Below are 12445 nucleotides of genomic sequence, written 5' to 3'. Positions count from 1 at the left end.
GTGGTCTTCGCTGCGCGGACGCCCAGGGTGGCGCACGACGCCCGTGGCGGCCGGACGGATGCTGCCCGGGCCGCTCCTCGCCACCCTACGCGCGACATGGTCGGGTGACAAAGTCAACTGACGGAGGCGTCTGACTATGTCGCTATAGTGGCTTGTATGGCTCATGTAACCGCCGCCGAGCGTCGACCCCAGCTCATTGCCGCGGCCATCGAACTCATGGCCCGCGAAGGGGTCGCCGCCGGCTCCACCCGGGCGATCGCAGCGGAACTCGGGGTCGCCCAGGCGACCGTGCACTACACCTTCGGCACCAAGGCGGACCTGTACCGGGCGGTGCTGGAGTCGCTCTCCGCGGAACTGATCGCCGGGGCGCAGCGGGGGGTGGCCGCGGCGAACGGCCTGGAGGAGGCGTTGCGGGCCACCGCCGACGCGTTCTGGGTGGACATGGGGGACCGCCCCGAGCTCAACCTGGTCTGGTTCGAGCTGGTCGCCTTCTCGTTGCGCACCCCCGAGCTGCGGGACGTGGTGGAGCGGCACTACCGGTACATGGTTCGGATCGCGACGGACGCGCTGACCGAGACCGGTAGCCGCACCGGCCGCGCCTACGCGGTGCCGGCGGAGGAGCTGGCGGACTTCCTGGTCGCCGGCCTGGACGGGGTCTGCATGGGCCATCTGTTGCGCGGTGAACCGGAGCCGAGTCCGCAGACCCGTCGACTCCTGGACCAGGTCGTCCGGGCCACCCTGGCGCTGGCCGACGCCCGGCCGGCCCCGGCCGGCTGACGTCCACCGCCGGCTCTTCGAGGGGGGCGGCCGAAAATGGTCAGGCGGGTCCGGCGAGGCCCGGCGGATTCGAACGCCCTGGCCGGCGGGGCGGGTTGGGCGGTGGCTGGATCTCCCTCCCGGGTCCGGCGGTGCCGCGCGCGGGGGGTCCGGTCAAGGTGGAGTAAAGGAGGATCTAAACTTAGCCAAGCCTAACCAAATCTAGCCGGGTGGATGTGCCGCCGTGCCCTGCACCGGAAAGCAGAGACCATGACCGCCAAGACCGCAGTCCGCCGCCGCGCGGCCATCGCCCTCGCCTCCGCCCTCGCGGGTTCCCTCGCCCTGACGGCCTGCGGCTCGTCCGACTCGGACGCCGACGGCGAGGCCAAGAAGAGCGAGGGGAAGTCCACGGCCGGCACCGACATGCGCACGATCAAGACGGTCATGGGTGACGTCGAGGTCAAGGCGCAGCCGCAGCGGATCGTCGCCCTCGACACCGCCGAGCTGGACTCGCTCATCACCCTCGGCGTCAAGCCGGTCGGCGCCACCCGCACCGACTCGGTGTCCGGATTCCCCGGGCACGTCCCGGCGGAGCAGGTCAAGGACACCAAGCTGGTGGGGGAGATGACCACGCCGAACCTGGAGGCGGTCGCGGCCCTCAAGCCCGACCTGATCCTCACCAGCAAGCTCCGCCACGGCGACCGGTACGACGAGCTGAAGGCCATCGCGCCCACCGTCATGACCGAGACCACCGGCCTGCCCTGGAAGGAGAACTTCCTGGTCCACGCCGACGCGGTGGGCAAGAAGACCGAGGGGCAGCAGGCGATCGCCGCCTACCAGGCGCGCACCGCGGAGGTCACCGAGGCGCTGGGCGGCAAGGACAAGGCCGCCGCCATCGAGGTCAACATGGTCCGCTTCGTCGAAGGTGCGGACATCCGCATCTACGGCAAGGAGAACTACCTCGGCACGATCTTCAAGGACGTCGGCCTCGGCCGTCCGGCCGTGACGGACAAGGCGGAGGAGGGCTTCATGCTGAATGTGAGCCCCGAGAAGATCGACATGGCCGACACGGACGTCATCTTCCACTCCACCATCGGCGACCCGAAGAAGGCCAAGGCCACCCAGGTGCTCGCCAGCCCGCTGTGGAAGAACATGGACGCCGTGAAGAAGGGCAACACCCACGCCGTCAAGGACGAGCTGTGGATCCAGGCGATCGGCTACACCGGCGCCACCAAGATCCTCGCCGAGCTGGAGACCGTGCTCACCAAGTAGGCACCGCCCGCTCCCTGCGGCCCGGGACGGTACGGGTCCGACCCGCCTCCCGGGCCCGGGCGCCATCAGCGCGGACGATCCCGCGGTCGCCGCGCCCTGCGCATCCGGACCGACGCCTCACCCGCGCCCACGATCGGCAGCGGGTGGGCGGTGGGCCGGCCCGGACCGCCTGGGACTCGACTCCCTCCCCCGCCCGGGTCGTCGGCATCGAGGCCCGGGCCCGGGGGCAGACCGTCGGACGGACCCCGCCCCTCCGCTGCACCGCGCACGACGACCTGCCCGTTCCACGCCCCTTGCCTGACCCTGCCCTCCTGCGTCAGAGCATCGACGTGACCAACGAGCAGATCGAGATCCTGCCCCGCCGCCCGGCCGAACTCCTGCCTGACTGAGGCACACCGCCGGGCTCTCCGAAGGCTTCCGCATCGGGAACGGTGCCGGGGGCGAGCCCGGTAGCCGTCGGTGCGGAGTCCCGGCCGCCCGTGCTCCGATCGTGGGGATTTCCGGTGCGGCGTCCGCCCGGACTACGCGGCCGGTGCGTCGGCCGCCGACTCCCGCACGTACGCGCCCGGGGTCCGCCCGAAGTGCCGGCGGAAGGCCAGGATGTAGCCGTTGGTGCTGACGAACCCCACCCGGGCCGCCACCGTGCTCACCAACTGGCCCTGTGCCAGCAGCGGCAACGAGTGGTTCAGCCGCAGTCGCGTGCGCCACTCCGAGAAGGCCAGCCCGGTCTCCGCGCGGAAGGCCCGCCGCAGGCTCGTGGAGCTGGTGTATAGCTCCTGCGCCCACTCGGTCGCCGTCCTCGGGTCGCCCGGGTCCCGGGTCCAGGGCCAGTGCCACACCGAGCGCCGCACGACTGGTCGGCTGGGGCAGCGGCAGGCAGTCCCGGTGCCCGGCGGAGAGCGCCGTGAAGACCACCGGGTCGTTCTCCGGCGCCTCGGAGCTGCGCATCCGCCCCAGCAGCAGTCGCCGTTGGGCGTCGGTGACGTTGACCGGGGTGGCCTCGACGAAGGGCAACCGGTGGTCATCGGGGTCGAAGGTCTCCACCACGATCAACGAGTCGCTGTCGAACCGCGCGCTGTGCCGCAGGTGCGCCGGGATCCGCAGGGCCACCGAGGCCGACAGTTCGTGCTCCCGACCGTCCGCCTGCACCACGATCCGGCCCACCGGAACGTACAGGAACGGGCGGTGCGGGACCTGGAGTGGTGGCCGGGGACGGTGTTCGTCTGGGCGGCGGGGGAGGCGGTCACCCTGAAGGGCGTCCGTCGTCACCTGGCCGTGGAGCGGGGGGTCCCCCGGGAGTGGACCCACATCACCGGCTACTGGCGTCGCCCGGTGGCCGCGGGGCCGGTGGCCGCTCAGGGGACGGTCGTCGAGGAGTCCGCGGCGGCTCCCGAGGAGGACGCCGTCCACGAGCGCTTGCACGAACTCACCGATCTGGCACCGGGGTTCGCGATCCGTGCGGCGGTCACCCTCGGTCTGTTCGAGCTGGTGCACCACGGGGTGCGCGACCCCGCCGAGTTGGTGCGTCGCTGCGGCGGGGCCCCGGACGCGTGCACGGCCCTGCTGGCGTACCTGATGGACCTCGGGCTCCTGGAGTCCGGCGCGGAGGGGTTGCGGCTGACGGCGGTGGGAGAGGAACTCGTCGAGGACGACCACTCGGCGGACGAGTACCACCTGGAGCTGGCCCAGGCGGCGCTGGACCTCTCCCTGGCCGGGCTGCCGGAGGCCCTGCGGGGCGGGGACGGGAACCGGTACCGCACCGCGACCGGGTTGCCCTTGGCGGTGGCGATGCGCGAGGACGAACGGCTCGGCGGCTCGGCGCGGGAGTTGATCGAGGAGCAGGCGCTCTGGTTCGCGCCGGGAGTGGTCACCGGCCATGACTGGGCCTCGGCGGGCACCGTCACGGCAGCCGGCCACGGTGTCGGAGCACTGGTGAACGCCCTGGTCAAGGCGGTTCCCGAGGTGTCGGTACGGATCGCCGCCCTGCCCTCGGCGGTGCGGGTGCTGCGCGAGCGGGTGCTGGACGCGGACGCCCTGGCCCGGGTCGAGTTGGTGGTGCAGAGCGGGCCGGTGCCGACGGGCGGTGACACGGCCCTGCTCTCGCGGTTGCTGGACTGGCTGCCCGACGAGGACGCGGTGCAGACCCTGCGGGAGACCGTCGTCGCGCTGCCGACCGGGGGCACGGTGGTGATGGTCGAGCAGGTGCGCCCCGAGGGCGCCCCGGGCGACCTGGCGGCCTTCGCCGATCCGGAGACGGCCCTGCACCACCTGCGTCTGCGGTGCGCCTTCGGTACCGGGGTGCGCACGCTCGCCGAACTGACCGCCCTCGCGGAGCGGGCGGGGCTGGGCGTCCGGGCCGTCCGCGATGTGGGCTGGGACCACCGCCTGTTGGTCCTCGCGGTCACGGACCGGTAGCCGGCCACCCCCGTGCAGTGTGACCTAAGTCACCATCCTTCCGGGGTGGGGGTGGCGAACGCGGTGCAAACGGACGTCCGTGGTCGGAGCGGTCCGCCGATCGGCTGGTCGGGGCGGTGCTGCGGGCCCGGTCGCGAAGATCGAAGTTGCTGGGCAAAGGGACTCCGGTGGTCAGTAATGAGCAAAACTTGGAAGATCCCCATGGCAAAGTCGAATTGCCTTTGCACACAATGCCGTTCAGATCAGTCCTGAAGGGTGACGTGCGCAGTGCGACGCACTCTCGGCGGTCCCCCGGGCGCGAAGCGGGGCCGGCCGCCGGGCGACCGGCGAGGGGAACCGAACCATTCATGACCACGACACGTGCCGCGAAGTCCACCGGGGCGACCGCCCCCGGGCCGGTCACCCGGGCTGCCACCGGACCGACCCGCACCCCCGGGAGCGGCCCCGGCACCCCGCCGGCCCCGCCCCGCTCCGCGCGGGAGGGCCGGTGATCCAGAACCACGGCGCCCCCACGCCCCAGCGCGTCACGTCGATGCCTCCGGCCCCGCCGATCGACTTCTCGGCGTTCCACCAGATGCACCGCCCGGCCTACCTCCGCTACGCCCGGGCCTTCTTACGCAACCACGCGGACGCCGAAGAGGCCGTCGACGCCGCCTTCGAACGCTTGCTGACCAAGTGGGTGCAGGTCCTGAGCAGCGACAGCCCCGACCGGTACGCCTGGGCCGTGCTGCGCAACCAGGTCGCCGACCACTACCGGCGGGCCCGCCCGCGCCTCCAACCCCTCGACGAGGCCGCCTTCGAGACCGTCGCCCTGCGCGCCACGGTCGATCCGATCGCCCAACTGGAGGAGTCCCTCACCTTGATGAGGGCCATCCGTCAACTCCCGGAACGGCAGCAGGACGTGACCGTGCTGCGCTACCTCCTCGACCTGCCGGTGGAGCGCATCGCCTACGAACTCGGCATCTCCCAGGCCGCCGTCCGCTCCAGCGACCGGCACGCCCGGCGCAGGCTGCGGGAGATCCTCGGGCCCGACCGCTCCACCATGGAGGGACGCTCCGGTGCGTGACGACCTGCTGGACCGGCTCTCCCGTGCCCGACTCGTCGACGACGGTCCCTGCACCACCGCGGACATCGCCGCGGCGGAGGTCCGCATCGCCGCCCGGTCGGCCGCCCTGCCCGAGGCGCGCCCACCGGGGGAGGGTCGGGCCGCGCGGGGTGACGCCCGGCGGGCCGCCGCGCTCCGGCTGACCACCCTCTGCGAGACGGTCGTCACCCATGCCGCACTCGGTCGGCTGCGCCACTTCCTCGCCCGGGCGATGCCCGAACCGGACGGGGCGCTGCTGCTCGGCTGCCTCCTCCAGTTGGCGGAGGGCGAGGGCGGGGAGGAGGCCGCACGGTTCTGGTGGCAGTACGCCGCGGGGGCCGGGGAGCCGACTGCCGTCTCCTGTCTGTACCTCCACCACCTGGCGCTGGGGGAGGAGGCCCCTGCCAGTTGGTGGTACGTCCAGCAGCAGCGCCCGCTACGGGCTTCGGAGCCGATTCCTGTACGACGCATCTCGGCCGAACTGCCGGACGACCTCAGACACTTCGACGCCGCCGACGCCGGCCTCGACACCACGCTACGGGTGTTGAACGCGCTACGGGTGAGCGCCGATTGGCGGGTGCCGGCCGTGGTCGACGCGGTCCTGGATTACGTGTCCGCCGCTGTGGCGTGGGTGGACGAGGACGTCGAACTTCCGCTTCCGGAACCGGGATTCACCGACCGCATACGCAATCTGACCAGCGAACCCGTCGTCCAGGGAGGTGGGCGCGGGGAATCCGACCTCCCCGCGCGACGGCGTCGCGCCCACGGCGGTGTGGCCACGGCCCACCGCGGTGGAGGGGGGCGCTGAGCCGGGCTTCCGGACCGAGCGGCTCCGGGCCGCCGTGCGCGGGTTCCGGCAGGGAGGCCGTACGGGTGTCCGTCGGTCGATGGATCACCCGGTCGCCGTCGTGCCACTGGTACCGGGCCGGCGGGCGTGGCAGCGTGGGCGGGTCAACTCGACACGGACGGACGAGAAGTCGTCGCCCGACAGGGAAAGGGATGAGTGCCCGATGGCGCTAGGCACGGAGACGGTGTACTTCAGCGCGACGCATACGGAGCACGGCCTTCCGCCGGGCCACCCGTGTGCGGGTGTGGCGCACAGCCACCTGTGGATCGTCACCCTGGAGACGGTCCTGCCCGACGAGAGCCCGGACGGGATGCCACCGGACGGGACGGAATCGGCGAGGGCCGCGTGTGCGGAGTTCGCCCGGTGGGCCCGACGGAGCCTGGACGACGCCCACCTCAACGAGGTGGCGGACGAGCTGCGGCACCGGGCCGGCCCGGACGAGCTGGCCCGCTGGGTCTACGCGCAGTGGTCCGCCCGGCTGCCGTTGCGCGGGGTGCGGGTCCACGGCCCCTACAGCGGACGGTGCGGCGCGGCCGTGCTGACCTCCTGAGCGCGCGCGGCACCGGGCTCGGCCCGGTGCCGCGCCCCGTCCCGCCACCACCTGCGAGAATGGTGCATACGCAAGCAAATGCAGGTGTGGAGGAGATCGTGGTGGCGCAGTCGGAGCGGGTGGTGTCCCGGGGGTTCAAGGTCGGGGTGTGGCGGGCCTACATGGAGGTCAACCACGAGGTGCTGACCGCCATCGAGCGGGCGCTCGCGGACCGGCACCGCCTGTCGATCAGCGAGTTCGACGTCCTGGTGAACATTCCGCTGGCCGGGACCCGGCTCAAGGACCTCAAGGAGCGGGTCGTCCTCACCCAGAGCGCGCTCAGTCGACTGTTCGACCGGCTCGCCCAGCGCGGACTGCTGGCCCGCAGCCCGCTGGAGGAGGACCAGCGCGGCGCGATGATCACCCTGACCGAGGAGGGGCGCAAGCTGCTGCGCGCCGCGGTCCGCACCAATGCCGAGGTGGTCGAGCGGACCTTCGCCGGCAAGCTGACCGACGACGAGTTGCGCACCCTGGACGCCCTGGTGGCCCGGCTGAAGGCGCCCGAGGTCTCCGAGGGCTGACCCCCACCATGTGACCCAGATCACTCCGTGCGGGGGTGAAGGGTGGGAATGGGGGTCGCCCGTTCTGGGTTATGGTGCTTGCGCAAGCAACAAAAAGCGCGACAAGCCGGGGCCGTCCCCACGGCCCGACCCCCAAGGAACGGGAAGACATGAGCAGCAACAGCTACCTCACCGACCGGCTGACCCCCGAGAACACCGGGATCCTGCTGGTCGACCACCAGGCGGGTCTCATCCTCGGTGTCCAGGACCACGACCAGAACGAGGTCCGCCGCAACGCCCAGGCCCTCGCCCGCACCGCCAAGGTCTTCGGCCTCCCGATCGTGGCCACCACCTCCGCGCCGCAGGGCCCCAACGGGCCGCTCCTGCCGGAACTGGTCGCCGAACTGCCCGAGGGTGCGCCGATCATCCACCGCAGCGGTGAGGTCGACGCCTTCGACGACCCGCGGTTCGACGAGGCCGTCCGTGCGATGGACCGCCCCAACCTGATCATCGCGGGCGTCATCACGGACGTGTGCTTGATGTTCGCCTCGCTCTCCGCCCTCGGCCGTGGCTACCACGTGCACGCCGTGACGGACGCCTCCGGCACCACCAACAAGCTGGCCCGCGAGACCTCGCTGCTCCGCCTCCAGAACGCGGGCGCGACCCTCAACAGCACGGTCGGCGTCGTCTCCGAACTGCTGCGGGACTGGAAGAACCCCGGCGGCCCCGGCACCGCCGACATCTTCAGCAGCCTGGCCATGCCGTTCTACGGCGCGGTCATCGCCAGCCACTCCTCCGCCAGCGGCGGACAGGGCTGAACGGGACCGCACCCCCCTCGGGAACCCCGCTCGTGGGTGACGGGGACTCCCGAAAAGGCCGGTGGCCCGGGCGGAAGGAATCCGCCCGGGCCACCGGTCCGTTCCGGGTCAGCCCTCGGTCCACCCGTGGTTCTTGCCGAACTGGAGCAGCCCGCGGCGGACCGCGAGGATCTGCTCCCCGGTCAGCGAGGGTGCCGCGGACAGCAGGACCTCGGTCACGTCGTGGAGGAACTCCTCCGACGTGAGCACATCACACAGCGAATCGTCGTCCACTTGTACCTGGCGCGCGACACCGGCGCCGCCGCTGCGCACCGGGATCGGCAGGACCGCTCCCTCGGCGAGCCGCACGTCCGACGCCTTGGGGCCGCGCTCCCCTTCCTCGATCTCGAATTCGACCGCGAGTCCCGGACGCACCTGCTGTTCCGGCATCAGCAGGTCGTTGACGTGCATGAACACGTCTTCCCCACCGAGATCCGGAGCGATGAATCCGTAACCGCGCAAACCGTCGAACCGCACCACACGACCGGCAACCATGCCGTCACCCCCACAGAAAACCGGGCCACATGCCCGGTAGGAACACCACAGGTCACGAAGCCTACGCGAGCCGCCCTGCGCACACCAGTACCCCGCTGCCCGGTCGCGGCGCCGCCGGCGGCCCGGCGCGGTTTCAGTCCTCCGGGTGCAGCAGTCCGCGTTCGTAGGCCCGCACCAGCCGTTGCGGTACGCGGTGGACGGTGCCGTCGACGGTGACCGGCACCAGCTGCTGCGGGCTCGCCTTCCACTGCGCCCGGCGGTGGCGGGTGTTGCTGCGGGACGTCTTGCGCTTGGGGACTGCCATGGAAACCTCCTGGTCGGGAACGTCCTCGACGCTATATGAAAACGGTAATCAATACCAAAGGCGAGGGGTGCGGGTGGGGGCCCTTGCCCGTCGACCGACCGTTCGGTTAGCTTGCGGTGCGCCCGGCACCCCGCCGCACCCCCGCCGGGTTCCGTCCCGCCGTGAAGGAGTCCGCCCATGTCCGACGAGGTGTTCCTGGTCGACGGTGCCCGCACCCCCCAGGGGCGCTACGGCGGCGTCCTGGCCACCGTCCGCCCCGACGACCTGGCCGCCCTGGTGGTCGGGGAGGCGGTCCGCCGGGCCGGCATCCCCCCCGAAGCCGTGGACGAGGTGGTCCTCGGCGCCGCCAACCAGGCCGGCGAGGACAACCGGAACGTGGCCCGGATGGCCGTGCTGCTCGCCGGCCTCCCCGCGACCGTGCCCGGCTACACCGTCAACCGGCTCTGCGCCTCGGGGCTGACCGCGGTGGCCTCCGCCGCCCAGGCCGTCCGGTCCGGGGAGGCCGACCTGGTCGTCGCGGGCGGAGTGGAGTCGATGACCCGGGCCCCCTGGGTGATGGCCAAACCCGGTACCCCCTGGGCGTCCCCCGGCCCGCTCCACGACACCTCGCTGGGCTGGCGCTTCACCCACCCGCGCTTCACCGAAGCCGATCGCGCGGTGCCCGCCGACGCGGGCCCCGAGGCCGTGCGGGTCACCCTGCCGATGGGGGAGACCGCCGAGGAGGTCGCCGCCTCGGAGGGCATCACCCGCGCCGACTCGGACGCCTTCGCGCTCCGCAGCCACCAGCGGGCCGTCGCGGCCCGGGAGGCCGGGCGCTTCACCGCCGAGATCGTGCCGGTGCCGGTCGCGGACACCACGGTGACCTCCGACGAGGGCCCCCGTCCCACCTCCACCCTGGCGAAGCTGGCGGCCCTGCGCCCAGCCTTCCGCCCGGACGGGGTGGTCACCGCCGGCTCCGCCTCGCCGCTGTCCGACGGCGCCGCGGCCCTGGTCGTGGCGAGCGCCGCCGCCGTCCGCAGGTACGGACTGTCCCCCCGGGCCCGGGTGGTCACCTCCGCCGCGACCGGCGTCCCCCCGCAGCTGATGGGGATCGGCCCGGTGCCCGCCACCGAGAAGGCGCTGGCCCGGGCCGGGCTGCGCACCGACGACCTGGGGGCCGTCGAGGTGAACGAGGCGTTCGCCGTCCAGACCCTGGCCGTGATCCGGCGGTTGGGGCTGGACGAGGAACGGGTGAACGCGGACGGCGGGGCCCTCGCCCTGGGGCATCCGCTCGGCGCCTCCGGCGCCCGGGTCCTGCTCACCCTGCTGGGGCGACTGGAGCGGGAGCGGGCCCGGTACGGGCTGGCCACGCTCTGCGTGGGCGTCGGACAGGGCGTCGCGCTGCTGGTGGAACGCGTCTGAACCCCGGCCGGGCGGGGCTCAGCCGGTCGGCCGGACGAACTCCGGCTGGTCGAGCACCCGCAGCCAACTCCCGTCGCCCGCCCATCAGAAGTCCAACAGATGGATCTTCTGGAACCTAGAATCACCCCTCATGGACCTGAGGCAGTTGGAGTACTTCGTCGCCGTGGCCGAAGAGGGCAGCTTCACCCGGGCCGCCCGCCGCGTGCACATCTCCCAGTCCGGGGTCAGCGCCCAGATACGCCACCTGGAACGCGCGCTGGGCGCCGAGCTCTTCGACCGGTCGACCCGCACCGTCGCCCTCACCGCGGCCGGTCGGGCGGCCCTCGTCCACGCCCGGAGCGCGCTCGCCGCCGCGGCCGCGGTGGGGCAGGCCGTGGACGAGGTGAGCGACCTGATCCGCGGCCGGCTCTCCGTCGGCATGGTGATCGGCTGCACCCTCACCCCGCTCTTCGACGCCCTCGCCGCCTTCCACCGGGCCCACCCCGGGGTGGAGGTCGTCCTCACCGAACGGAACTCCGACCGACTGGTCGAGGAGGTGCGCGCCGGCGCCCTCGACCTCGCCCTGATCGGCACGGCGACGGCCGCCCCCGAGGGACTGGAGGCGCAGACCGTGGTGAGCGAGCGGCTGGTCGCGGCGGTGCCGGCCCGGCACCCGCTCGCACGCCGGCGCCGCCTCACCCTGGACGACCTGATCGCGCACCCCCTCGTCTGCATGCCGCCCGGCACCGGCCTGCGCACCGTCCTCGACGACGCCTGCGCCGCCCGCGGCCTCCACCCCCGTGTCGCGTTGCAGGCCAGCGCTGCGGACGCCGTCGTCGACCTCGCGGCCCGGGGGCTCGGCGTCGCGGTCCTCAGCGCGTCGATGGCCGCGGCCCACCGGGACCGGCTCACCGCCCGCCCGCTCGTCGACGTCGAGACGCCGGCGCTGCTCGCACTGGTCTGGAAGAACGGCCACCACCCCGCGGTGCGGGTGGCGCTCGCCCACCTCCGGCGGTCCTTCGCCGTCACCGACCGCGCCGGACGGGAGCAGCCGTGACGGCCGCGGTCAGGGCAGGTACCCGGCCCGTCGGGCCGCCACCACCGCCTCCCCCCGGGTGGACGCCCCCAACTTGCGCATGGTGGACCGCAGATACGACTTCACCGTCTCGGGACGCAGTCCCAGCCGCTCCGCGACAGCGGCGTTGGTCGCCCCCGAGGCGAGACAGCCGAGGACGTCCACCTCACGCGCGGTCAACCCCGCCTCGGGGCGGCGACCGTTGTCGGCGCCACCCGTCAACAGCCCGCATGCGGCCAGCAGTTCGGCCCGCAGTCCCGGATCGGTGATCCGCGGGGCGAGCGCGCGCAGCGCGCCGTGCGCCTCCCGCACCTGCTCCCACGCCGCGGCCCGGGCCCCGTCCGGGTCGCCGCGGGTCGCCCCGGACGAGGTCAACAGCGAACGCGCCTCGTCCTGGACCACCAACGCCTGCTCCACGTCGCGGGCCGCCGCGACCGCCGCGCCGAGCGTCCGGTCGCCCAACGGTTGCGCCGCCCGCAGCGCCCCGTACAGCACGCCCCGGACCCGTCGACGCACCACGACCGGCACCGCCAGCACCGCGTGCAGGCCCTCCTGCCGGACCGCCTCGTCGTACTCGTGACTGATCTGGCGCGAGGCGCGGTAGTCGGTCACCGCGCAGGGGCGGGTGCGGGCCAGCGCCTTGCCGCCCAGGCCGTTGCCGAGGGAGACCACCAGCGCCCGCAGCGAGGCCGTGGCCGTGCCCGACAACTGCTGGATGCGCATCTGCCGTCCGCCCGCCTCGATCAGCCCGCCGAAGGCGACCGGCAACCCGGTCGTCCGGCGCAACCGCAGCAGCGCCGCCCCGATCTCGGCCGCGTCCGTCCTCGTCGACGTCACCGGTCCGTCCGCCTCCCGCTCGGCCGTTCCCGCA

Annotated in this window: 16 protein-coding genes; 12 read left to right on the top strand and 4 right to left on the bottom strand. The window is 73.0% G+C overall.

The features are described 5' to 3' along the window. Positions 1–156 precede the first annotated feature (156 nt). The 3 genes from ABT092_RS03690 (at position 157) to ABT092_RS03680 (ending at position 2417) form a co-directional block, all read left to right on the top strand. On the top strand, positions 157–777 hold the full coding sequence (locus ABT092_RS03690; RefSeq protein WP_351239369.1) for a TetR/AcrR family transcriptional regulator: 621 nt from the start codon (positions 157–159) through the stop codon (positions 775–777). Between the two features lie 249 nt (positions 778–1026). Continuing rightward, positions 1027–2028: an ABC transporter substrate-binding protein gene (locus tag ABT092_RS03685; RefSeq protein ID WP_351239367.1), complete on the top strand. Its 1002-nt coding sequence runs from the start codon at positions 1027–1029 to the stop codon at positions 2026–2028. 143 nt (positions 2029–2171) lie between these two features. Further along, on the top strand, positions 2172–2417 hold the full coding sequence (locus tag ABT092_RS03680) for a hypothetical protein (RefSeq protein WP_351239365.1): 246 nt from the start codon (positions 2172–2174) through the stop codon (positions 2415–2417). Positions 2418–2549: 132 nt separating this feature from the next. Here ABT092_RS03680 and ABT092_RS03675 read toward each other — a convergent pair whose 3' ends face one another. Beyond that, a complete protein-coding gene (locus tag ABT092_RS03675; RefSeq protein WP_351239363.1) occupies positions 2550–2879 on the bottom strand; it encodes a helix-turn-helix transcriptional regulator in 330 nt (109 codons plus the stop codon). Between the two features lie 274 nt (positions 2880–3153). Here ABT092_RS03675 and ABT092_RS03670 point away from each other — a divergent pair, with 274 nt between their 5' ends. From ABT092_RS03670 to ABT092_RS03640, 7 genes are all read left to right on the top strand, one after another. After that, a complete protein-coding gene (locus ABT092_RS03670) occupies positions 3154–4443 on the top strand; it encodes a methyltransferase (RefSeq protein WP_351239361.1) in 1290 nt (429 codons plus the stop codon). A gap of 347 nt (positions 4444–4790) precedes the next feature. After that, positions 4791–4934, top strand: a complete 144-nt coding sequence (locus ABT092_RS03665; RefSeq protein ID WP_351239359.1) for a hypothetical protein — start codon at positions 4791–4793, stop codon at positions 4932–4934. Next, positions 4931–5509 carry a sigma-70 family RNA polymerase sigma factor gene (locus tag ABT092_RS03660; protein ID WP_351239357.1) on the top strand — a complete coding sequence of 193 codons (579 nt, stop codon included), beginning with the start codon at positions 4931–4933 and terminating at the stop codon, positions 5507–5509. The genes ABT092_RS03665 and ABT092_RS03660 overlap by 4 nt, the downstream gene beginning before the upstream one ends. Further along, positions 5502–6335 (top strand): hypothetical protein, encoded by an 834-nt coding sequence (locus ABT092_RS03655; protein WP_351239355.1) that lies wholly within the window; start codon positions 5502–5504, stop codon positions 6333–6335. The genes ABT092_RS03660 and ABT092_RS03655 overlap by 8 nt, the downstream gene beginning before the upstream one ends. A gap of 202 nt (positions 6336–6537) precedes the next feature. Further along, complete coding sequence (locus ABT092_RS03650) at positions 6538–6924, top strand: 6-carboxytetrahydropterin synthase (RefSeq protein WP_351239353.1); 387 nt, start codon at positions 6538–6540, stop codon at positions 6922–6924. A 101-nt stretch (positions 6925–7025) separates the two neighbouring features. Continuing rightward, positions 7026–7484 (top strand): MarR family winged helix-turn-helix transcriptional regulator, encoded by a 459-nt coding sequence (locus ABT092_RS03645; RefSeq protein ID WP_351239351.1) that lies wholly within the window; start codon positions 7026–7028, stop codon positions 7482–7484. Positions 7485–7633: 149 nt separating this feature from the next. Continuing rightward, entirely contained in the window at positions 7634–8281 is a 648-nt protein-coding gene (locus tag ABT092_RS03640) for an isochorismatase family protein (protein WP_351239349.1), read from the top strand. Positions 8282–8389: 108 nt separating this feature from the next. Here the strand turns inward: ABT092_RS03640 and ABT092_RS03635 are convergent, their stop codons facing one another. Then, on the bottom strand, positions 8390–8815 hold the full coding sequence (locus ABT092_RS03635; RefSeq protein ID WP_351239347.1) for a cold-shock protein: 426 nt from the start codon (positions 8813–8815) through the stop codon (positions 8390–8392). Between the two features lie 133 nt (positions 8816–8948). Beyond that, positions 8949–9119: a 50S ribosomal protein L32 gene (rpmF, locus tag ABT092_RS03630; protein WP_351239345.1), complete on the bottom strand. Its 171-nt coding sequence runs from the start codon at positions 9117–9119 to the stop codon at positions 8949–8951. 177 nt (positions 9120–9296) lie between these two features. On the opposite strand from rpmF, the gene ABT092_RS03625 reads away from it, so the two are divergent. Together ABT092_RS03625 and ABT092_RS03620 are read left to right on the top strand one after the other, a co-directional pair. Then, positions 9297–10520 (top strand): thiolase family protein, encoded by a 1224-nt coding sequence (locus ABT092_RS03625; protein WP_351239343.1) that lies wholly within the window; start codon positions 9297–9299, stop codon positions 10518–10520. Positions 10521–10650: 130 nt separating this feature from the next. After that, positions 10651–11556 carry a LysR family transcriptional regulator gene (locus ABT092_RS03620; RefSeq protein WP_351239341.1) on the top strand — a complete coding sequence of 302 codons (906 nt, stop codon included), beginning with the start codon at positions 10651–10653 and terminating at the stop codon, positions 11554–11556. Between the two features lie 9 nt (positions 11557–11565). On the opposite strand, the gene ABT092_RS03615 is transcribed toward ABT092_RS03620, so the two are convergent. Further along, positions 11566–12411, bottom strand: coding sequence for a helix-turn-helix transcriptional regulator (locus ABT092_RS03615; protein ID WP_351239339.1), 846 nt, complete (start codon positions 12409–12411; stop codon positions 11566–11568). Between the last annotated feature and the right edge of the window lie 34 nt (positions 12412–12445).

Origin of the sequence: Streptomyces sp. NPDC002490, from assembly GCF_040296045.1 — a bacterium.
In the GTDB taxonomy this organism is placed as follows: Bacteria; Actinomycetota; Actinomycetes; order Streptomycetales; family Streptomycetaceae; genus Streptomyces.
This window is presented reverse-complemented; position numbering and strand designations above follow the sequence as displayed.